At 68.0% G+C, this 21,001-nt stretch carries 17 protein-coding genes; 11 read left to right on the top strand and 6 right to left on the bottom strand.

Annotated features, from left to right (window positions below; translation table 11 throughout):
* Positions 1–43: 43 nt before the first annotated feature.
* Positions 44–601: an HNH endonuclease gene (locus tag QX041_RS24105; protein ID WP_006610584.1), complete on the top strand. Its 558-nt coding sequence runs from the start codon at positions 44–46 to the stop codon at positions 599–601.
* Positions 602–849: 248 nt separating this feature from the next.
* The gene (locus QX041_RS24100; RefSeq protein ID WP_315826614.1) at positions 850–2,811 is read left to right on the top strand and encodes a putative bifunctional diguanylate cyclase/phosphodiesterase; all 1,962 of its coding nucleotides are present in this window, start codon (positions 850–852) and stop codon (positions 2,809–2,811) included.
* A 20-nt stretch (positions 2,812–2,831) separates the two neighbouring features.
* Here QX041_RS24100 and QX041_RS24095 read toward each other — a convergent pair whose 3' ends face one another.
* Together QX041_RS24095 and QX041_RS24090 are read right to left on the bottom strand one after the other, a co-directional pair.
* The gene (locus QX041_RS24095) at positions 2,832–4,127 is read right to left on the bottom strand and encodes an MgtC/SapB family protein (protein ID WP_316166742.1); all 1,296 of its coding nucleotides are present in this window, start codon (positions 4,125–4,127) and stop codon (positions 2,832–2,834) included.
* An 82-nt stretch (positions 4,128–4,209) separates the two neighbouring features.
* Positions 4,210–5,421, bottom strand: coding sequence for an APC family permease (locus QX041_RS24090; RefSeq protein WP_316166741.1), 1,212 nt, complete (start codon positions 5,419–5,421; stop codon positions 4,210–4,212).
* 863 nt (positions 5,422–6,284) lie between these two features.
* Here QX041_RS24090 and QX041_RS24085 point away from each other — a divergent pair.
* From QX041_RS24085 to QX041_RS24065, 5 genes are all read left to right on the top strand, one after another.
* Entirely contained in the window at positions 6,285–7,268 is a 984-nt protein-coding gene (locus QX041_RS24085) for a phosphotransferase enzyme family protein (protein WP_316166740.1), read from the top strand.
* A 177-nt stretch (positions 7,269–7,445) separates the two neighbouring features.
* Positions 7,446–7,898 (top strand): hypothetical protein, encoded by a 453-nt coding sequence (locus QX041_RS24080; RefSeq protein ID WP_315716202.1) that lies wholly within the window; start codon positions 7,446–7,448, stop codon positions 7,896–7,898.
* A gap of 448 nt (positions 7,899–8,346) precedes the next feature.
* The gene (locus tag QX041_RS24075) at positions 8,347–9,486 is read left to right on the top strand and encodes an RNA ligase RtcB family protein (RefSeq protein ID WP_316166738.1); all 1,140 of its coding nucleotides are present in this window, start codon (positions 8,347–8,349) and stop codon (positions 9,484–9,486) included.
* The gene (prfH, locus tag QX041_RS24070; protein WP_316166737.1) at positions 9,483–10,106 is read left to right on the top strand and encodes a peptide chain release factor H; all 624 of its coding nucleotides are present in this window, start codon (positions 9,483–9,485) and stop codon (positions 10,104–10,106) included. Before QX041_RS24075 ends, prfH begins: the two co-directional genes overlap by 4 nt.
* 170 nt (positions 10,107–10,276) lie before the next feature.
* On the top strand, positions 10,277–11,536 hold the full coding sequence (locus QX041_RS24065; protein ID WP_316166736.1) for an Hsp70 family protein: 1,260 nt from the start codon (positions 10,277–10,279) through the stop codon (positions 11,534–11,536).
* Positions 11,537–11,542: 6 nt separating this feature from the next.
* Here QX041_RS24065 and QX041_RS24060 read toward each other — a convergent pair whose 3' ends face one another.
* Together QX041_RS24060 and QX041_RS24055 are read right to left on the bottom strand one after the other, a co-directional pair.
* Entirely contained in the window at positions 11,543–13,039 is a 1,497-nt protein-coding gene (locus tag QX041_RS24060) for a hypothetical protein (protein ID WP_316166734.1), read from the bottom strand.
* Positions 13,036–14,547, bottom strand: a complete 1,512-nt coding sequence (locus tag QX041_RS24055) for a hypothetical protein (RefSeq protein ID WP_316166733.1) — start codon at positions 14,545–14,547, stop codon at positions 13,036–13,038. Before QX041_RS24055 ends, QX041_RS24060 begins: the two co-directional genes overlap by 4 nt.
* Positions 14,548–14,871: 324 nt before the next feature.
* Between QX041_RS24055 and QX041_RS24050 the strand changes: the two genes are divergently transcribed.
* Positions 14,872–15,444 (top strand): GNAT family N-acetyltransferase, encoded by a 573-nt coding sequence (locus tag QX041_RS24050; RefSeq protein WP_315754349.1) that lies wholly within the window; start codon positions 14,872–14,874, stop codon positions 15,442–15,444.
* 11 nt (positions 15,445–15,455) lie between these two features.
* Here the strand turns inward: QX041_RS24050 and QX041_RS24045 are convergent, their stop codons facing one another.
* Complete coding sequence (locus tag QX041_RS24045; protein WP_316166731.1) at positions 15,456–16,505, bottom strand: alpha/beta hydrolase; 1,050 nt, start codon at positions 16,503–16,505, stop codon at positions 15,456–15,458.
* A gap of 146 nt (positions 16,506–16,651) precedes the next feature.
* On the opposite strand from QX041_RS24045, the gene QX041_RS24040 reads away from it, so the two are divergent.
* The gene (locus QX041_RS24040; RefSeq protein ID WP_316166930.1) at positions 16,652–18,199 is read left to right on the top strand and encodes a winged helix-turn-helix domain-containing protein; all 1,548 of its coding nucleotides are present in this window, start codon (positions 16,652–16,654) and stop codon (positions 18,197–18,199) included.
* 160 nt (positions 18,200–18,359) lie between these two features.
* Positions 18,360–18,530 (top strand): Flp family type IVb pilin, encoded by a 171-nt coding sequence (locus QX041_RS24035; protein WP_284418181.1) that lies wholly within the window; start codon positions 18,360–18,362, stop codon positions 18,528–18,530.
* A gap of 136 nt (positions 18,531–18,666) precedes the next feature.
* Here the strand turns inward: QX041_RS24035 and QX041_RS24030 are convergent, their stop codons facing one another.
* The gene (locus QX041_RS24030) at positions 18,667–19,071 is read right to left on the bottom strand and encodes a four-helix bundle copper-binding protein (RefSeq protein ID WP_316166730.1); all 405 of its coding nucleotides are present in this window, start codon (positions 19,069–19,071) and stop codon (positions 18,667–18,669) included.
* A 350-nt stretch (positions 19,072–19,421) separates the two neighbouring features.
* Here QX041_RS24030 and QX041_RS24025 point away from each other — a divergent pair, with 350 nt between their 5' ends.
* Entirely contained in the window at positions 19,422–20,939 is a 1,518-nt protein-coding gene (locus tag QX041_RS24025) for an AMP-binding protein (protein WP_316166729.1), read from the top strand.
* Positions 20,940–21,001 lie beyond the last annotated feature (62 nt).

Below are 21,001 nucleotides of genomic sequence, written 5' to 3'. Positions count from 1 at the left end.
GGGCATGCTGCTTCGCAGCCGTTATGGAGGCCAGGAGCGTTACTTGAACGCACATGTCTCGCAAGGCGGTTGGCCGGTGTTGGTGCTGAACGCGGACTTCCGGCCGCTGAGTTACTACCCGCTGTCTCTCTGGTCGTGGCAAGACGCGATCAAGGCAGTGTTTCTCGATCGCGTCAACATTGTCGAATACTACGACCGCGCGATCCGAAGTCCGTCCTTCGAAATCCAGCTGCCCAGCGTGGTTTCGCTGAAATCCTTCGTAAAGCCGTCGACGCATCCGGCCTTCACCCGCTTCAACGTCTTCCTCCGCGACCGTTTCGCCTGCCAGTACTGCCACTCCGGCGACGACCTGACCTTCGATCACGTCATCCCCCGCAGCAAGGGTGGCCAGACCACCTGGGAGAACGTCGTCGCCGCCTGCTCGCCCTGCAATCTGAAGAAGGGCAATCTGACGCCACAGCAGGCCAAGATGTTCCCCAAGCAGGCGCCCTATGCGCCAACCGTCCACCAGCTCCATCGCAACGGCCGGCTGTTCCCGCCGAACTACCTGCACGACAGCTGGCTCGACTATCTCTATTGGGACACCGAGCTCGATCCGTAGCGGATCGGCCCGTTGTCGGTGTTGATGCTGGACATCGCCCCGGCGGCGGCGACATGCTGCTCTCGCTGGCGTCTGCGAACGCTCGGCCGCCAGATCCGCAGGCCGAATGGCCCGGCCGTCCGGCCATATATCGGACTGGATTAACTCCACTTTAGGTCCCTGTTCAGCATGCTCGCGCGTTGCCGCATGGGCCGCCGCCATGGCTGCCCGCTTCCGTCACCGATCCAGCAGGGCCGTCCGTTCCGCGCATGCAGACCGCAACCACCGAGTGCAAAGCGGCGGCGCTCGCGAAAGCCCAGGCAGCCAGCTCGCTGCAGAACATTTCCCTCACGATGTTCGCCAATGTGGCGATCGCAACGTCGCTGGCGCTGCTGCTGTATCTCAGGGAGGGCGGCACCCTCATCTTCTGGTGGCTGGGCGCCGCCATCGTCTTCGCCGCGTTCCGCGCCGGATGGGTGTCGTACCTGAAATCGTCCGGACGGATCGAGCGCGATCCACAGCGCGTGCTGCGCAATCTCACCATCATGGCTTTCGCCAGCGGCGTGCTGTGGGCGATCGTCCCGATCGCGCTGCCGGCCTTCTCCCACGCGCACAACGTCAACGACGTCGTCTTCATCATGGCCGGCACCACCACCGGGGCCATCATCCAGAGTCTCGCCTATTCGAGGATGGCGATCGCGTTCGGCGCGCCGCTGATGGGCGCGACCGTGCTGCGGATGCTGATCTCGGGCAGCGACGTCGACTACATCGTCGCGGTCGACGTCGCCTTCCTGACCTTCATGCTGTTCCGCGCAGCGCGGCTCGGCGAGCGCAACTTCATCGCGAGCCAGAAGACCGCCATCGAGGCGACCGTGCTGGCGGAATCCGTCGCCGAGGCCAACCACGCTTTGGAGCGTCTGGTTCGCACGGACTCGCTCACCGGGCTCGCCAATCGCAGCCATTTCCGCACCGTGGCCGCCGCGGCGTGCCGTTCCGGACGCGGGGTCGCATTCCTCCTGATCGACGTCGACAACTTCAAGACCATCAACGACGCGCGCGGCCACGATGCCGGCGACCGGGTCATTCAGGCCATCGCCGCGCTGCTGCAATCCGCCTGCCGCGGCGACGATCTGCCGGTCCGCCTGGGCGGCGACGAGTTCGTCGTCGTCATGCAGGGCGACGACGTGGCGAGCCGGTCCGTCGCACTCGCCGAATGGCTGATGGCCGCCCTCGCGCAGCCGCTCGCGATCGCGGGCCAGGTGCTGCCCGTGAGCTGCTCGATCGGCATCGCGGCGCATGCGGAAGGCCCGATCGATCTGGAAGAGCTCTCCGCCCGCGCCGACGTCGCGCTCTATCGCGCCAAGGACGACGGCCGCGCCTGCATGCGCGTGTTCGACGCCAAGATGCAGTCCGAGCTGACGCAGCAGCGCCGGCTCGATGCCGAGCTCCCCGCCGCGCTGGCCCGCCGCGAGCTCCACGTCGAATTCCAGCCCCAGGTCGCGATGGCCACGCAGGAGGTCATCGGCTTCGAGGCGCTGCTGCGCTGGAAGCACCCGAGCGCCGGACTGATCCCGCCGCCGGACATCGTGTCCGCGGCGATCCGATTGCGCCTGTCCGGCCAGCTCACGGAGTTCGTGGGCGAGCGCGTCTGCGCGTTCCTGCGCGCGCTCGACCGCAAGAAGGCGCACGGCATCCGGGTATCGATCAACGTCTCGCCGCGGGAATTCCCGCTTCACTCGCCGGCGCAGACCCTCAAGACAGTCTCCGAGCGCTACGGCGTCGATCCCCACCGGATCGAGATCGAGGTGACCGAAGAGGCGATGTTCGATCCCAAGCGCTGCGCCGACGAATTGAAGCTGATCGACCAATACGGCTTTGGTCTTGCGATCGACGATTTCGGCGTCGGCCATTCCTCGATCGCGAACCTGATGGCGGTCGAGATCGACACCATCAAGATCGACCGCTCCTTCATCCACGGCATCGCCAGCAACCGACGGGATCAGCAGCTCGTCGCGGCCATCACCGCGGTGGCGCTGCCGCTCGGCCACCGCATGATCGCCGAGGGCGTCGAGAGCGAGGCGGACGCCGAGTGCCTTCGCATGCTCGGCTGCTCCTATGGACAGGGCTGGCTGTATGGCAAGCCGATGAAGGAGGACGACGCCATCGCGTGGCTCGTCCAGCATCGCAGCGGTGCTGCTGCCGCGGTCGAGCGCTTGCCGCGCAGCGCGTAGGTGCTGCGCGGACGTCGCGCTCACGGATGGACCAGCACATCGGCAAGACCATGGGCAAGGCTCGGTCCGAAGGCGCCGGCCCAGGCGGCTGCGATGACGAGGACGAGGCCGGGGACGAGGCGCAGGGCGAAGGACGACCCGCCGCTGGTCCACGCCACCACGATCTTGCTGATCGTGTTCGCCGACAGCGCCGCGAGCACCGGAGCCACGGCATCGGCGGCGCCGATCTTGCCCGACGCGGCAAGCGCAGCCGCGGCCACCGCCGGCGCATGGGTATCGACGAGACCGGCGACGGCGGCGCTCGCCACCAGGCCGGCTTCGCCGAACGCCTCGCGCAACGCGGCCGAGAGCACCAGCACCGCAGAGATCGTCAGCGCCAGCAACAGCGCGCCCGGCAGGCTGAAGGCGTGTCCGGGCGGCAGGTCGGCGGAACCGCTCTGCCGCAACCCGACGATCGTGAAGATCGCGCCGTAGATCGCCGCCGCCGCGCCGGCACAGAGCAGCGGGACCAGCAGCGCCTGCAGCGCGGGAAGGCTGGTGACGGCCAGCACCGCGGCGAGCTGGGCGATGGTCGCGACGGTCGACAATGCCGCGCCTGCGGCCGCGGCGCCGCCAAGCTCCGGCGCCTTGCGCGCCCGTGCGCCCATCGCGCCGATCGTGGCCGTGCTGGAGACGAAGCCCGAGGCGAAGCCGGACACGGCGAGCCCGCCGCGTGCGCCGAGCAGACGCATCGAGGCATGTCCGGCGGCACCGATCGCCATCATCAGGACGACGAGCGTCCAGATGCTGCGCAGGTTGAGCGCGCCGTACGGACCGATCGGCTGATCCGGGAGCAGAGGCAGCACGACCAGCGTGGCCGCGGCAAAGATCAGGCCGTCCTTGAGCTCGCTCTCGCTGAGCACCGAACGGACGAAGTCATGCAGCACCGGCCGGGCCGCCAACAGCACCGCCAGCACGACGGCGACGCCCGCCGCCAGAGCAGGTTGCTCGGTGGCGAGGCCGCCGAGCAGGACGGTCAGGATCAGCGCCGCCTCCGAGGTCAGTCCCGGATCGTCGCTGCGCGAACGCCAATAGGCGATCGCCGCGAGGACCATGATTCCAGCGGTGACGACGGCCAGCAGCAGCTTGCCGCCGATCAGCATGCTCACCGCGCCGGCCAGCGACGCGACGGCAAAGGTCCGCAAGCCCGCGGGCGAGCGCCCGGGCCCCTCGCCCTTGCGGCGCTCGCGCTCCAAGCCGATCAGCAACCCGATGCCGAGCGCGACGACGATCGCGATGATCGCGGGACTGAGGCTCATGAGATCCGGCATCGACATGGTCCTACGTCAAACCGCCAGGTCTGCGCCGGGGGACATCGGGCAACCCGGTACATCGCCGCACGGTTTCCCATCGGTCCGCTCAGGCCGCGACGAACGCGCTGACGATCATCAGCATACACGTGATGAGACCAAGTGCGGGGACCCATAGCGGCACCCGCACATGGGCGGCATCCGATCCGATGCGCCGGATGCGGATACGGAGCAGGCACAGATTGACGATGGCGAAGATCGTCAGCGTCGCGAGCGAGGTGCCTTCCGCCAGCCGCTCCAGCGGGAAGGCCAGCGCGAGGATCGCGACCGCCAGCATGACGAGGCCGGTTGCGATCAGCGGCGTTCCGGTGCGCGGATCGACGCGGCCGGCGATGCGCGGCAGGTCGCCCTGCCCCGCCATGCCATAGACGACGCGCGCCGTCATCGTCATCTGAGCGAGAATGGTGTTGAGCGTGGACACGATCGCAATCGCGGTGAAGGTGGCGGGGCTGATGCCTGCGACGGCATTGAACACCAGGCTGAGCGGCGCCGGAGAGGCCGACAGCACGCCCGGCGCCACGGCGGTCACCGCGATCGCAGCAATCAGCACATACAGCACGGAGGTGATCAGCAGCGTGAGCGCCATCGCCCACGGAATGCTTCGCTGCGGGCTCTTGGCCTCCTCCACGACGTTGGCGAGGTCCTCGAAGCCGACGAAGGCGAAGAACGCGAGCAGGCCGGCGAAGGTGATGCCGGAAAGAACGCCGAGATCGAGCGGCGGCGGCGTCAGCAAGGCAGGGCCGAACGCGACGCCGGAGTGAACGGCCGAGACGACGATCCACACCAGTCCGCCGGTCTCGATCAAGGTCAGCAGTCCGGCGAGCATCACCGATTCGAGAATGCCCCAGGACGCCACGATGCCGAGCGCGACCACGATGGCCATCGCGATCAGCGGCGTCGGCAGATCGATCAGTTGCCGGATGTAGCCGGCGCCGCCGAGCGTCACTGCGGCCGCCGCGATGATGCCGGTGGCGAGTCGCAGCGAGCCGACCGCCGTCGAGAGCAGCCGCGACTTGAAGGCCGCGCGGACATAGGCGGCCTCGCCGGCGCTCACGGGATAGCGGGTCGCAAGCTCGGCATAGGAGGCGGCGGTGAACGCCATCACGAAGGCCGCCAGCGCAAAGGCCCAGGAGGAATGGACTCCTGCATGACCGGCGACCGCGCCGATCAGGACATAGATGCCGGCCCCGACGGTCACGCCCGTGCCGTAGAGGACCAGCAGCGGCAGTCCGAGCCGCCGCCGCAAGCCAGATGGAGGCACGATTGGATCTTGCGGCACCACGACGTCCATTCTTGATCACAACGAACAACAGAGTTGTAGGGGCTTAAGGGAGCAAGCGCGAGCGCTCTTGATCCCGGTCAATCCGGAGCGCGCGCCCGCGGCCGGCTGCTGCGGCATTCGGCCGCCGGGCCTTCTTCGCGAGGCGCGTTCGCCTTCACGGCCATCGGCCAACTTGAGATGCGCCGCGTCGAGACATGACTTCGCGCTCTCGCGGCGCGATGGGCCCGAGCTGTGCTGATCGATCTCCTCTCGAAACGAGAGGGCGCAGGGAAGACCGAGCCTCGGCCGAGGCCCGTGGCCCCCGTGCGGAGAAAATGCACGGGGCAGGAACCACAGGTTCAGCCGGAGCGACCCGGCCTTCCCTGCGCGATGGTTTTCACGGCTGCTCCGCGCTCTCCCCGGGGACCGGCTTGTTTGCCCCCGTCGCTCGCAACCACGCACGAACGTGATCGCGAGCTTGGCGCCAGCTTCGGGGCGCCAGGACCACACGGCTTGACCGTCCGCCACGACATCAGCCGTCTTGCGCGCGAACGCGCCCGACCTCGCGACGGCCACCACTCCCCGCCCCCGCGTATCGTGACGACGCGTACGCCCCTCTCTGCATGAGGCGGGATGCGCGGGAGATAAGCATGATTTCCGGAAAAGCGAAACAAGAATATTTTTCGCAGGCGGGCTGGACACGAGCGGCAGATTGCGCTCGCCACCTCGATCGATTTGCCCGACGGGCAGCCCGGTACAACCTGCCTACGCCAATGCGATGGATTGCTCGTGCCCGTCCCGCCTTTCACCGCGGACGGCAGCCGCCTAGGATGCCATCGTCTCCACAATACGGAACACGCGACGTGCCCGACTTCGAGCCGATCTACACCACGACCGGCGCCGAGAGCGTGGGCCGCTTCGTGGCAACACACTACGCGCTATCAGAGCCGCTCGCGTGCCGCCTGATGAACCGCGGCTTCAACGACGTCTATCTGATTATATCCGCAACGGGCGCACGCTACGTCTTCCGTCTGTCGCATCACCGCGCCCGCGGCCCGGCCGATGTCCGCACCGAGACCGACTTCCTCGCACATCTCGCGCGCTGCGGCGTGCCGGTTGCCGCGGCGGTTCCGGCACGCGACGGCGCGCTGTTCGTACGCGGCAAGGCGGCGGAAGGCCGCCGCGAAGGCGTGCTGTTTCACGCCATCGAGGGACGGACCCCGGAGGTCGCATCGCAGAGCGACGCGCGCGCCAACGGCGTGACGCTTGCCCGAGTGCACGCGGCGGCGATGTCCTATCGGCCCGAAGCGCCGCTCTATCTTCTGGACCTCGACCATCTGCTGCGCCGGCCGCTCGCGCGCGTTCAACAGCTCTGCAGTCTGATCGATGCCGATGATGGCGGCCTTCTCCAGGACATCGCGGAGCGAACCGCCGCACGGATCGAGGCGATGGAGGGCCTGACATGGACGCATTGTCACGGCGACTGCCACGGCTTCAATGCGCGCATCGGCGCCGGCGGCGAGGCCGTGTTCTTCGACCTCGACGACGGCGGTCCCGGCTATCTGGCCTATGACCTGGCCGTGTTCCTGTGGGCCAAGCTGTCGTTCGGCCGGCGCTTTCATGCGGCGTGGCACGCCTTCGTCGACGGCTACCGCTCGGTCCGCCCGATCTCGGCCGCTGATTTCGAGGCCGCGCATGCCTTCGTGATCGTCAGGCACTTCTGGCTGATGGGCGAGCAGGCCAGCCGTTCGCGCGAATGGGGTAGCGAGAATGTCCGCTGGGTCACGCAGCAGCGGGAATTTCTCGAAGGCTGGGAGGCGCAGCACCTTGCGACGCGCTTGCTATGAGCTTGGGCGGATCGGAGGGATTGAACCGGAGAGCTCCGGCGGCCGACGCATGATCCAGGCGTTCAGGCTTGCGGGGGTTGGGTCCTTTCCGCGGTGACGATGACGAGATTAACGTTTCGCAATCCTTCCGCCGCGACCGAAGCAGACGCAGCACGCCCGCATCGGAGATTTTGAGCCATGACAGACACGATCGTTCAGTCACGCCGGCTGGGCATCATCGGTTGCGTGATCGGGCTTGTTGCTCTGGTCGCGGCGGTTCTGCCGCATTGGGGGCTGCCGGTGATCGATCCGCCGCCGCCGATCGACCAGGTCATCGTCGATGTCGGACATCGCGTGAAGGAGCGCCTGATGGCGCGCATCAAGGGCGTCGACTACCAGGCGCCGGCGCGCGAGACGTCCTGGACCGACCGCCTGCACCGCCAATTGCCGGTGGCCGCGGTCTCGCTCGGGTTGCTTGCGATCATTCTCGGCGTCGTGGGTCAGTTGCGTCGCGAGGAGCGGCACGTCGCGGCGATGGCGACGACCCTGGGCGGCTGCGCGATCGCCGTGCAGCTTTCCTTCTTGCTGATGGGCGCGCTGATCGTGGTGGCCATCATCTATTTCCTCGGCGATTTCCTCGCGCTGTTCTGATCGCGAGGATGCACGTGCCTGGATCTGCCGGCTGCGGGCAGATGCGCCGTCGTCCATCTTCGATGCCACCCATTCTGTGCGAGCGCCGCGAAGAATCCAGTGTGGTGCGCGGGGCCCTGGATTGCTTCGTCGCTGCGCTCCTCGCAATGACGGAGAGAAAGCGAGCTGCTCGAAAACGGCGGGGCATCCGTGTCCTGTACGTCACAGCGGGACATTGGTTGAATGACGTACATTGCCAATGTGATCGGGATGTGATTACTACGCGCTCCGGCGTCGAGCATTCGGCTCCGCCGCACAGGAGAGAGACGATGACTGCGATCATCCGTTGCTCCGCCAGGAGCCGCCGGGACTGATCCTCGCGTGAGGCGAGGTTTGGTCTGGCATGCGTGCGTCCGCGCGCGCTGATAGTCCCTGACCAGTTCTCCCTATCTTTCTCCAAGGTATTTACATGGGCAATTCCCATCGCGTGGACGGCCGTGCGCCGGTCCACGGCTTCTACTCGTCCAGCTCCTGGATCGAGGGCGCCGCTGCGCGCCAGCTCGAAACGGTGGCTGACATCTGTGGCGTGCGTGCTGTCGCCGGCATGCCGGACCTGCATCCCGGCAAGTTCGGTCCCGTCGGCTGCGCCATCCTCGCCGACCATATCCACCCGGCCTTCGTCGGCTCCGATGCGGGCTGCGGCATGGCGCTGTTCGCGCTCGACCTCGCTTCGCGCCGGATCCGCGTCGACAAGGCGGCCGACCGGCTGCGCGACGTCGCCACACCCTATGACGGCGACATCGTGAGCGAGCTCGCAGCTCATCAGCTTGCGCCGTCCGACTTCGATGCGTCGCTCGGCACGATCGGTGGCGGCAATCACTTCTGTGAGCTGCAGGCGGTCGAGGAGGTGTTCGATCCGTCCTGTGGCATCGATCGCGACCGCGCTCATCTGCTGGTGCATTCGGGCTCGCGCGGCCTCGGCCATGCGCTGCTCGAACGGCACGTTGCGGAGGGTCTCAAGCCGCTCGCGCCGGACAGTGGGGCTGGCCACGCCTATCTCGCAGCACATGATCACGCGCTGCGCTGGGCGTCGCTGAACCGGCAGGTCATCGCGCAGCGGGCCGCGACGGCCTTGCGCTGTGAGGCCGATCCGGTCTGTGCGTGCTCGCACAATTGCATCGAGCATCGTGCAGACGGCGTGTTGCACCGAAAGGGGGCGGCGCCGTCCGACCAGGGTCTCGTCGTCGTGCCGGGCTCGCGCGGCGCGCTGTCCTATCTGGTCGCGCCGCTCGCGTCGGCGCCAAAGGAGGCGTTGTGGTCGATCGCGCATGGCGCCGGTCGCAAGTTCGACCGGAGCTCGATGATCGGCCGTGTCGGCGCCACGCGATCGGATCGCGAGCGTCTCGCGCGCAATCCGTTCGGCGGCCGCGTGATCTGCGAGGACCGCGCGCTGCTCGCCGAGGAGGCGCCGGAGGCCTACAAGCCGATCGCCGGCGTGATCGCCGATCTCGAAGCATTCGGGCTGGCGCGCGTCGTCGCCAGCTTCCGCCCGCTGGTGACGGTGAAGAAGATCGCCGTCCAGCGGCCGCGCAGGGAGGACCGGCGATGAGACGGCTGCTCCTCACGGCGGGACGCGGTCCGGCCGAATGCCGGATCGCCGTCGCGCATGCGCTGCGGCGGCTCGCCGACGAGGCCGAGGCGGCGGACTGCGAATGCGCGATCGCGCGAGAGCAGATGGACGGGCATGGGCCGGCCAGCGCGATCGTCGTGCTGGACGGGCCGACGGCGGCCGACCTCGCGCGGCGCTGGACGCAGGGCTCGCTGCTCTGGGTGTGCCGCAGTCCGCTGCGGCCGCATCACGGCCGCAAGAACTGGTTCGTCGGCATCGTCGATCTGCCCCTGTCGGAGCGGATGGCGGCGTTGGCGGCCACCGACGTCCGGTTCGAGAGCTTCCGTGCCGGCGGGCCCGGCGGCCAGCACCAGAACAAGACCGAGAGCGCGGTGCGCGCGGTTCACGTGCCGACGGGACTGGTCGCGATCGCGCGCGACGGCCGCTCCCAGCATCGCAACAAGGCGCTGGCGCTCGCGCGTCTCGCCGCATTGCTGGACGGCCGCGGGCGCCTAGCGGACGCCGGCGAGGCGCACCTCATCCACGCGGCGCATGACCGCGTCGAACGCGGCGCAGCCGGGCTGCGCTTCGAGGGACCGGCATTCAGGCCGGCGGGATGATCACCGGACAGCGGGGGCGTCAGCGCCCCCGGCTGCACCTTCGACAGGCAGGATGCACAGTCATCTCTCCGCCAGACGACTGCCATGCGCGCCGCTCCGCACATTGGCGGATGACATCGCACCGCCGAACGGCTAAGCGGACCGCCCCCCCGGACGGAAACGAGACGAGCATGGCGGCAGCGGCCCATTGTGGCATCGACTTCGGCACTTCGAACACCACGGTCGGCCTCAGCAATTCCGCCTCCGCAGAGCTCATCCCCCTGGAGGGCGAGCAGCGGACCTTGCCGAGTGCGATGTTCTTCGATTTCGAGGATCACGGCACCCAGTTCGGGCGCAGCGCGATCGAGCGCTATCTGACCGGCCACGACGGCCGCTTCATGCGCGCGCTGAAGAGCATCCTCGGCACCGCGCTGATTCACGAGAAGACCTATATCCGGCAGAAGGCGGTGCCGTTTGCCGGTATCCTCGGCTTCTTCTTCGCGCATCTGAAGACGCGGATCGAGACGCGGCTCGGCAGGGAGATCAATCAAGTCGTGCTCGGCCGTCCCGTCCGCTTCGTCGACAAGGATGATGCGGCCGACGCGGAGGCGCAGAGCGCGCTGGAGGGCATCGCGCGGGACCAGGGTTTCAAGCACATCGCGTTCCAATACGAGCCGATCGCCGCCGCGCTCGACTACGAGCAGCAGGTCGCCCGCGAGGAGCTGGTGCTGATCGTCGACATCGGCGGCGGCACCTCGGACTTCTCGATCGTGCGCGTCTCGCCCGAGCGGCGCAGCAAGACGCAGCGCGATGACGACATTCTCGCCAATGGCGGCATCCACATCGGCGGCACCGATTTCGACCGGCTGCTCAGCCTGAAAAGCGTGATGCCGCATCTCGGCTACGGCAGCCTGACCGCCGACGGCAAGCGCAACCTGCCGACGCTGTACTATCACGAGCTCGCCACCTGGCACCGCATCAACCAGCTCTACAAGAAGGGCGTGATCGGCGAGCTGCGGCAGATCCGCTACGAGGCCGAGCGGCGCGATCTGGTCGACCGCTTCATCAAGGTGGTGGAGGAGCATCGCGGCCATACGCTTGCGATCGGCGTCGAGCAGGCGAAGATCGCGCTGACCGCGGCCAAGTCGCTGACCTCGGTGCTGTCGGAGAAGGACGACTGGGCGCGCATCCGCTTCACGCGCAAGGATTTCGACCGCGCCATCGCCGATTCCGTCGAGCGCGTCGTCGGCACGGTGACGAAGCTGCTCGACGATGCCGGCGTCGGGGCCGCTGCCATCAACACCATCTTCCTCACCGGCGGCTCGAGCATGGTGCCGGCGCTGCGTCAGGCAATCCTGGCGCTGTTTCCGGCGGCGCGCATCGCCGAGACCGACCTGCTCGGCAGCGTCGGCATCGGGCTCGCGCTCGACGCGCGGCGCAAGTTCGGCTGAGCCTGCTCAGCGCGGTTCCGACGCCGAAGGCCGCGGATCCTGCACCCGGGGCGTCCGCGGCCGTGGCGCGGCGCGCGGCGCGGCCGGTGCTGATCCGGGAACGCGGGCTTGGCTGCGCTTGGCCCGAGCCGGCGGCGAGCTGGTCGCCGCCGTTCCTGCACCCGCCTGCTGTCCGTCGCGGATGATGCGCCAGGGTTCGGGATCGATCGGACGCGATTGCGGAGCAACGACCGCGGGCCGGCTGGCGCGGCGCCGCCGCGGCGGCTCGCTTGGCGCCGGCCGCGCGACCGGACGGACTACGTCGGATGTCGTCTCGGCGGCCGGCGGCGCATCGGCGGGCATTTCGATCGGGACTGCCGCCACGGCCGGCTCGGCCGCAACAGGCTCGGCTGGAACGGCGGGCTCAGGTTGAGGCGGCCTCTCGACCTGCACGATCGATCCCGTGGTCTCCTCGACCGGCCCCGACCGGAACATGTCATTCGGCAGCAGCACGCCCGCAATCGCGAGTGCGGCGGCAAGGCTTCTGCCGAGCGAGATCCGCGCAGGACGCTCGGGCGGCAGCGCGGCGCGGCTGATCATCCGGCGGCCGGCATCGACGCCGACCACCGCGACGAAGGCCGCGAAGCCGAGGCTGCCGCCGACGCTTGGCAGAACCGCCGCCGCCTGGACCAGCAACGCGGTCAGCGCTACCGCGGCGACCAGCGGCTGGACGACACCCCGCAAACGCTGCGGCGACGACATGCCGACGAAACAACCGGCAAAATACGCGTCGGACAGGCGGGCATCGTCCGGCGCGAGCTGCTGCAGGATGACGAGACCGGCACAGGCCAGTGCTGCCGAGACGAAGATGCGCGCCGGCCGCCCTGCGGCCGCAACCCGCGGCAGCCTCAGCGCCGCCATCGTTGCGACCATTCCGACGCCGCACAGCGCCAGCATGAGCACCGAATGATTGAGACCCCTGTCGAAGCCCTGAAGGCTGGCGACGCGCACCGGTGCGCCGTCGGCGCCGAGCAGCGGCGCGAGGCTGAGGAACAGAAACGAGCCGATCGCCGCGAGCGCGCCGAAGCGGCCGCCATAGCCGCGCAACAGCACGACGCGCAGCCGCATTTCGATCGCGCAGACGCTGCAGAACACGAGGCCGCAAAACAGCGACAGCAGCAGGAAGGACCTGTCGACCGGAAGCCCCGACCGCGCCACGCTCTCGCTCAACGCAACGATCGGCGTCATCCCGCTGAAGCTGCCGCCATAGACCGAGGAGGAGAAGGTCGTCGGCAGCAGATCTCTGGTTCTTGCCGTGATCAGGCCAGCGCAGAGCAGCAGGGTGGCGGTGACCGACGCGAGCGCCGGGGACAGGCCCGACGTGCACAGGTGCAGCGTCGCCAGACAACCGAGAAAAGCGCCGGCGAACGAGGCCAGCGGCACGACATTCAGCGACCGGCGCGGCCAGCGGTGAGAGCCGGGCTCGGACGGCCGGTCGAGCGCGCCATCGCGATCCGCTGTCACGGTCCCGCCAACGTCGATGGGTCCGGCCGCCACTCCGGCGCGGGCTGCACCTCATGGCGGGCCACGATGCGCGGTCGCGCCGTCGCGTGCGGCACCACCCGTGCCTGTTGGCGCTTCAGCCGGGCAGCCAGCACGCCCGCTGGCCGACCATCGCGACCGATCCGCCGGGACGGCTCTGCGGACGCGGGCGACGCGGACTGCTGGACCGGCTCACTCGAGGGCCGCGGGGCGAGCGGATTGGCGCCCTCCGGATTCAGGATCTGAAGCGGCAGATCGGGCGCTGTATCAGCGGCGAAGGCCGGCTCGCCGGGCGCCGTGCCGTCGCGCCGATCCTCGTCGTGTGAGGGCATCGTGGTCCGCGCCGGCGCAGCGGCTTTGTCCGCGTTCACCAACGGACCGTTGGGCTCCGCCACCGGCGGCTGAAACATCAGCTCGCTGGTGAGCAGCACCGCGAAGATAGCGAGTGTGGCGACGAATCCCCGCGTCCAGGCGAGGACGGTCTGCCACGGCGATTCGCCTGCCTCGACGAACAGACGAACCGCAGCATCCACGAAGATGACCGAGACGAAGGCGATGTATCCGAGGCTGCCGCCGACGCTCGGCAGGATGGGACCGGTGAGGATCAGCAGGCACGTCAGCAGCACCACCGCGGCCATCGCCTGCGGCAGGCTGCGGAGCCGCCGCAACGACGACATGCCGACGAAGCAACCGGCGGAATAGGCGTCGAGATCAGGGGCCTTGCTGGGCAGAAGCTGCAGCACCACGAGGCCGGCAAAGGCCACCGTCGCCGCAACGAAGATGCGCACCGCGCGGCGCGACCCTGCCACGGGCGCCCAGCGCAAGGCGGCCATCGTCGCCAGCATGCCGACCGAGCACAACGCGAAGGTGAGCGCGGTGCCGCCGAGCCCCTGCTCCAGCGCGCCGCGGCGCGCGATCGGAAACAGCTCGCCCTCGGCGCCAAGCAGCGGCGCGAGACCGACGAACAGGAACGAAGCGACCGCCGCCAGCGCGCCCAGTCGTCCACCATAGCCACGCGCGAGCCCCCCGCGCAGCCACATGTCGAGCGCACAGCCCAGACAGAACACCAGTCCACAGAACAGCGAGAGCAGAACGAAGGCGGCGTCGAGCGGCAGGCCGGCGCGAATGACGCTTGCGTTCAACAGCGCCACGGGAGTCATGCCGACGAAGCTGCCGCCATAGGCCGACGAGAAGAACGTGCTCGGCACCAGATCCGCGGTCCGTGTCAGGATCAGCGAGGCGCACAGCAGCAAAGCCGCCGCGGCCGAGGCAATCAGCGGCGACAGCCCGGTTGCACTCAGATGCAGGGTCATCAGACAGCCGAGGAACGCGGCGATGAACGACGCCAGCGGCGGGCAGCCGAGCTGGAACAGCTCCGAGCCGTAGAACGGCGCGGCCCGGCCGAGCTGCCGATCGCGCCATGTGCGCGGATCGAAGCTCTGCTCTGCCTGCAGACGACGTAACTGACGATCCGCCGCTTTGCGGTTCATATCCACGACACCCCGAATCGCGCCAGCCCAAGATCTGCGTGATGATCTCGCGGCAAGCGAATGGTTGACGTTCGGGCGCAACCCTGAGCCCGAGCCGGCGCAGTTTCCTGCGACGGTTGTACGCGCGCTGCATTCGTGCAGGCTGCGTGTGCTCGATTCATGCACTGCAATGCAACGTTGTGGAAGTATCGGGCTCCAGTCCGGGCGTGAAAGTTCCTGGCAACCTTAATGGCGGAGCGCGATGCGAAGTATCAATGACATGCGAGTTAGACGGCGTAGCAACCCCGGCTTGCAAACGAGCTTGGTAAACGACAGCATGGCGTCATGCTCACGCCCACGTTGCATACCGCCCGTCTGATCCTGCGGCCGCTGGCCCTCGCCGATGCGCCGGCGATCCAGCGTCAGTTCGACAACTGGAACGTGATCCGCAACCTCGCGGCCGTCGTGCCGTGGCCCTATCCTCCTGACGGCGCCGAGACCTTCGTCAGGCTGCAGCTCGACAGGATCGCGGCCGGCGAGGAGCTGTATCAATGGGTGCTGGCGCTGCGCGACGGTGACGGCGAGGCCATCGGCAATATTCACTTCCGGCCGCGCATGGAGTCGATGAAGGGCCATCGCGGCTTCTGGCTCGCTGAGCCCTATTGGAATCGAGGGCTGATGAGCGAGGCGATCGCCGCCGTGAACGACTTCGCCTTCGGTCCGCTCGGGCTCGATCAGTTCACCGTCTGCAACGTCGCGAGCAACATCGCATCACGGCGGGTCAAGCAGAAGACGGGCGCCGAGTTCGTCGGCTTCATCGAGGTCGCGCACCACAATGGCGAGACCCGCTCCGAGCAATGGATCGTGCGGCGGGAGACGTGGCTGCAACGCCGAGAAAAGCAACGCGCTCCCGCCTGAGATCGTCGGCGCTACGCGCTCGCCGTCACGTCGAGCACCGCCTGCGCAAACGCCTGCGGCGCTTCCTGCGGCAGGTTGTGGCCGATGCCGCCAGTGATCAGCCGGTGCTCGTAGCGGCCGGTGAACTTCCTGGCGTATGCCTCGGGCGCTGGATGCGGCGCGCCGTTGGCATCGCCCTCCATCGTGATGGTGGGCACGGTGATGTCAGGAAAGGTCGCGAGCTTCGCCTCCAGCGCATCGTATTTCGCCTCGCTCTGCGCGAGGCCGAGCCGCCAGCGATAGTTGTGCACGACGATGTCGACGTGATCGGGATTGTCGAAGGCGGCGGCGCTGCGCGCGAACGTGGCGTCGTCGAACGCCCATTTCGGCGAGGCCGTCTGCCAGATCAGCCTGGCAAAGTCGCGCCGGTTCTTGTCGTAGCCCTCGCGACCGCGCTCGGTCGCGAAGTAGAACTGGTACCACCATTGCAGCTCGGCGGCCGGCGGCAGCGGCATGCGGCCGGCCTGCTGGCTGCCGATCAAATAGCCGCTGACCGAGACCATCGCCTTGCACCGCTCCGGCCACAGCGCCGCGATGATGTTGGCGGTGCGCGCGCCCCAGTCATAGCCGGCGAGGGTCGCGGTCCTGATCGCGAGCGCGTCCATCAGCGCGACGATGTCGGCGGCGACGGCGACCGGCTGACCGCTGCGCAACGCGGTCGGCGACAGCAGCCGCGTCGTGCCGTAGCCGCGCAGATGCGGAATGATGACGCGATGGCCGGACGCGGCCAGCGCCGGCGCGACGTCGGCGAAGCTGTGGATGTCGTACGGCCAGCCGTGCAGCAGGATGACGACGGGGCCGTCGGCCGGACCTGTCTCGGCATAGCCGATGCTGATCTCGCCGGCCTTGACCTGCTTGATCGGTCCGAGCGACGTCCCCGCCCCCGGCCGGATCGCCGGCAGCTTCGACGCCGACTTGAAGCTCTGCGCCTGCCCGGCGCTGGAGCCGAGTTGAAAGGCCGCAACGGCGGTTCCGGCAAGGGTGAGGAAACGGCGGCGGCTGGCGTGAAGGATGGTCGGCATGGCGGAGGCTCCTGGTTCCGAGGTGCGGCCGTTGTGCGCCTTGCGCCCGCGCGGCGCTTGGAGGAGGCATTGATTTTTCCTTGAGGCCGGCTTGATTTTGCGGATCGCGTGACGCGAAGGTGAAACCGGCGGCCAGGACGGTGCCTGTGGTATATTGCTTCGACGATTTCGTGCTCGATCCCGGCCGCCGCGAGCTGCGCCGCGGCGACGACCTGGTCGCGATGGAGCCGCAGGTGTTCGACCTGCTCGCGTTCCTGATCAGGACGCGCGAGCGCGTCGTCAGCCGCGACGACATCCTCGCCGAGGTGTGGGGCGGCCGCATCGTCTCCGAGGCGACGCTGGCGAGCCGCATCAGCGCGGCGCGGAGCGCGATCGGCGACAGCGGCGAGGCGCAGCGGCTGATCCGCACCATTCCGCGCAAGGGCGTCCGCTTCGTCGGGGCGGTCCGTGAGCAGGCCGACGCGGTGCAGACGCCGGCCGTATCAGCCGCACCCGCCTTCGACGGCCCCGCCATCGCCGTGCTGCCCTTCACCAACATGAGCGGCGATCCCGAGCAGGACTATTTCGCCGATGGGATGGCCGAGGACATCATCACCGCGCTATCCCGTTGCAGCGGCCTCGCTGTGATCGCCCGCAACTCCTCCTTCATCTACAAGGGCAAGGCCGTCGATATCCGTACGGTCGGACGCGAGCTCGGCGTCGGCTACGTTCTCGAAGGCAGCGTGCGCCGCGCTGGGTCCCGCCTGCGCATCAACGGGCAGCTGATCGATGCGGCGTCCGGCGCGCATCTGTGGGCGGAGCGCTTCGACGGCCAGCTGGACGATGTGTTCGCGCTGCAGGACCGCATCACCGGGAGCATCGTGGCGGCGATCGAGCCGACGCTCGAGCTGGCGGAAGGCGAGCGGCGCCGCGCCACGCCGCCGCTGCATCCGGACGCCTACGATCTGCTGCTGCGCGCCGCCAGCCTGCGCGACGCCTTCACGTCCGACAGCCTCGCGGCGGCGACCGCGTGTCTGGACCAGGCGCTGGCGATCGATCCCGCCTGCGCGCCCGCGATGGCGGCTTGGGCCTATTGCCAGGCGCTGCGCCACTTCCAGGGCTGGAGCGCGCCGGACGAGACCTATCGCAAGGCCGCCGTGGCGCGGGCGTGGCAGGCGTGCGAGCATGCGCCCGGTGACGCGCAGGTGCTGTGGATGGCGGCCTTCGCGATCTGGAACATGGCCGAGGACATCGCCCCAGCACGGGAGCTATTCCGCCGCTCGCTTGCCATCAACCCGAACTCGGCGATGGCGCTGACCTTGAGCGGCTGGATCGAGATCATGGCCGGACACACGGCTGCGGGACGCGCGATGATCGAACGGGCGCGGCGGCTGAACCCGCGCGATCCGCGGGGCTGGTTCGCAGCCGGAGCGCTGGCGATCTGTGCGGTGGCGGAGGACGATCTCGCTGGCGCCGTTCAATGGGCGGAGATCGCGCTGGCGCAGAACCGGCGTTTCGCCGTCGCGCTCCGCGTCCTGATCGTGGCCCTGGTCAGGACCGGAGAGATGTCGCGCGCCGGCGAGGTCGCGCGCCAGCTTCTGAGCCTCGAGCCGCATCTCACCGTGTCCGAGTTCCTCGAACGGATCCCATTTCCGACCGGGACGCTCGCCACAACCTACGCGGAGGCGCTGCGCGCAGCCGGTGTGCCGCCATGAACCCGTTCGCGTGCAGTGGACCGTGTTGCAACTGAGATTTTCGACATAAACGGCAACGTTGCGAAACTTGGCTAGACCTCGTTCATACTACCTTAGGTTCCATTCCGTAGTTTCGCGGGCATCGTTCGGCGGCCATATCGCCGGGCGGCGGAGGGAATTGATGAAGAAATTGCTTCTCAAATTTTACGAGGATGAATCGGGCGCAACCGCGATCGAGTACGGCCTGATTGCGGCCGGCATCGCGCTTGCGATCATCACCATACTCAACAAGCTCGGACTCACCCTGGAAGGCATCTTCACGACCCTGACCACGAAGCTGAACGGCGGCTGATCGATCGATTGTCTGCGATGGCGTTCTCAGGACCGGAGCAATCCGGTCGCCATGGTCGGACTGGCCGGGCCTCGCGCCCGGCCTTTGTCTCTTGATGAGCTCCATTCTTCGATGGAGCGGCGCCGCAACCGACCTATCAATGGGTCGTGCTGCGTCCAGCCTCCTCGCACGCGTTCATGCAGCGCCGGCAGGACTCGGCGCAGATCCGGCAATGGGCATGCATCTTGGCGTGCTTATCGCACTCCTCGGCACATAGCCGGCACGCCGCCGCGCAGGCCTCGAGCATGCGGCTGATCATCTCCTGGTCGGAGCCCGTGCGCCGCGTGGCAAGACGGCCGGTGACGTTGCAGACGTCGGCGCAATCGAGATTGAGCCGGATGCACTGCGTCAGCCTGGCGACGCTATTCTCTCCGAGACACGCATCGGCGCAGGAGGTGCAGATCTGAGCGCAGGAGTAGCACTCCTCGATGCAGCGGACGAGTGCGTCGTCAACTCGACCGCGGACGTGCGGGTGGGTTTCGATCATCTGTTGAGCGTGCATGGGAGCTCCTGTCCGTTGGCCCCCGCGAGCGACAATGAAGATCGGCTGCAAAGGTTCTTATCGCCGCGCCGTTCGGTGCCTGACCTGTTCCCGTGGCGCGACCCCGATCGTCTTACGATCCGCGTGACGGAATTATCAGTCCGCCTAGCGTCACGGCTTCCAGCCTTTCAGTCCTGCCTCGGGCTCATCAGCGCCATTTCGCAGAACTGCCATCCGAAACCTGGCGGCGCGCGCGTATGGACGACCCGGTTCGGTTGAGGCACAACACCTCTCGTCACTGACGTCGGCGGCCCGAGCCGCGGACCAAGAATGGGCGCCCGTGCGAGGCAGCCGACGATGCGGAGGAATGGATGCTGATTCCGATGGCCGACGTGCCGCGCTGGTATGCGGAGCGCAAACCCGGGGACAGCGTCGCGCTCCGGCATGGCACCGATGTCCTGACCTGGGAGCAGCTCGAGTGCCGCGCCAATGCGCGTGCGCGCGCCTTCGCGGCCAAGGGCGTCAAGCCCGGCGACTTCGTCGCGATCGGCCTGCCCAACGGCAATGCGCTGTTCGAGACCAGCTTCGCGGTGTGGAAATGCGGCGCGACGCCGACGTCGCTGTCGTGGCGGCTGCCGCGCGGCGAGGCCGCCGCGGTGCTCGAGATCCTCAAGCCGTCACTGGTGGTCGGCGGCGAGGCCGACTGGAATGCGCCGAACGCGCTGCCGGCCGATTTCACGCCCGAGGGCTTTTCCGACGCGCCGCTCGCCGCGCCGGTGTCGCGCTATTGGAAAGCAATGACCTCGGGCGGCTCGACCGGACGGCCGAAGGTGATCCTCGATCACCAGCCTGCGGTAACCGACACCGCCGCCGAGCCGCCGCTCGGCATTCCGAAGGGCGCATCGCTGCTCAATCCCGGCCCACTCTATCACAACGCGCCCTTCATCGTGTCGCATTACGCGCTGTTCGCCGGCGGCAGCCTGACCGGGATGGTGAAGTTCGACGCCGAAGAGACGCTGCGGCTGATCCAGACGCAGCACATTCAGTGGGTCAACTTCGTGCCGACGATGATGCACCGGATCTGGGCGCTGCCGGAGGCGGTCCGCAACAGCTACGATCTGTCGAGCCTGAAGATGGTGTTCCACATGGCCGCGCCGATGCCGCCATGGCTCAAGGAAAGATGGATCGAGTGGCTCGGGCCCGAGCGCGTCTACGAGCTCTATGGCGGCACCGAGCGCCAGGGCCGCACCATCATCTCCGGCACCGAATGGCTGCAGCACAAGGGCTCGGTCGGCAAGATCGACGAGTCCTGCAAACTGCGCATCCTCGATCCCCAAGGCAATGACGTCGCGCCGGGCGAAAGTGGCGAGATCTACTTCCTGCCTGCGGATGGTCCCGACAGCACCTATCACTATCTCGGCGCCGAGCCGAAGCGCCGCGCCGACGGCTGGGAGTCGCTCGGTGACATCGGCCGGCTCGATGCCGACGGCTATCTCTATCTCGGCGATCGCCTCGCCGACATGATCCTGCGCGGCGGCGCCAACATCTATCCGGCCGAGGTCGAGGCGGCGCTGATGGCGCATCCCGACATCCGCTCCTGCGTCGTGGTCGGCCTGCCCGATCCAGAGCTTGGCCAGCGCGTGCATGCGATCGTGGAGATCGACCGCTCCAGGAATGCGCAGGGAATCGTCGACGGCATGAGCGCGTTCCTTGCCGACCGGCTCAGCCGCTACAAGCACCCCGAAAGCTACGAGCTGGTCGACGTCATGCTGCGCGACGATTCCGGCAAGGTCCGCCGCACCTTGCTGCGCGACGAGCGCGCGGAGTGGGTGAAGGATGGCCGCGACTTCCGTCTCGTGCCCACGCGGGCGCGCCCGGCGGCAGACTGACGGCACGGAAATTTTTCGAACGTTTACGATGCTGGCGTAGACTCCGTGAAGGGAAGGAGAGT

It is taken from the genome of Bradyrhizobium sp. SZCCHNRI2009 (assembly GCF_032485115.1).
Lineage (GTDB): Bacteria > Pseudomonadota > Alphaproteobacteria > Rhizobiales > Xanthobacteraceae > Bradyrhizobium.
The sequence above is the reverse complement of the archived record's forward strand: the minus strand, read 5'-3'. Positions and strand labels throughout refer to the sequence as shown.

Bases quoted from the DNA above. Each gene is read 5' to 3' on its own strand.
- QX041_RS24100 (WP_315826614.1), top strand. From the start codon at position 850: ATGCAGACCGCAACCACCGAGTGCAAAGCGGCGGCGCTCGCGAAAGCC.
- QX041_RS24095 (WP_316166742.1), bottom strand. From the start codon at position 4,127: ATGTCGATGCCGGATCTCATGAGCCTCAGTCCCGCGATCATCGCGATC.
- QX041_RS24080 (WP_315716202.1), top strand. From the start codon at position 7,446: ATGACAGACACGATCGTTCAGTCACGCCGGCTGGGCATCATCGGTTGC.
- QX041_RS24075 (WP_316166738.1), top strand. From the start codon at position 8,347: ATGGGCAATTCCCATCGCGTGGACGGCCGTGCGCCGGTCCACGGCTTC.
- prfH (WP_316166737.1), top strand. From the start codon at position 9,483: ATGAGACGGCTGCTCCTCACGGCGGGACGCGGTCCGGCCGAATGCCGG.
- QX041_RS24065 (WP_316166736.1), top strand. From the start codon at position 10,277: ATGGCGGCAGCGGCCCATTGTGGCATCGACTTCGGCACTTCGAACACC.
- QX041_RS24055 (WP_316166733.1), bottom strand. From the start codon at position 14,547: ATGAACCGCAAAGCGGCGGATCGTCAGTTACGTCGTCTGCAGGCAGAG.
- QX041_RS24050 (WP_315754349.1), top strand. From the start codon at position 14,872: ATGCTCACGCCCACGTTGCATACCGCCCGTCTGATCCTGCGGCCGCTG.
- QX041_RS24045 (WP_316166731.1), bottom strand. From the start codon at position 16,505: ATGCCGACCATCCTTCACGCCAGCCGCCGCCGTTTCCTCACCCTTGCC.
- QX041_RS24035 (WP_284418181.1), top strand. From the start codon at position 18,360: ATGAAGAAATTGCTTCTCAAATTTTACGAGGATGAATCGGGCGCAACC.
- QX041_RS24030 (WP_316166730.1), bottom strand. From the start codon at position 19,071: ATGCACGCTCAACAGATGATCGAAACCCACCCGCACGTCCGCGGTCGA.
- QX041_RS24025 (WP_316166729.1), top strand. From the start codon at position 19,422: ATGCTGATTCCGATGGCCGACGTGCCGCGCTGGTATGCGGAGCGCAAA.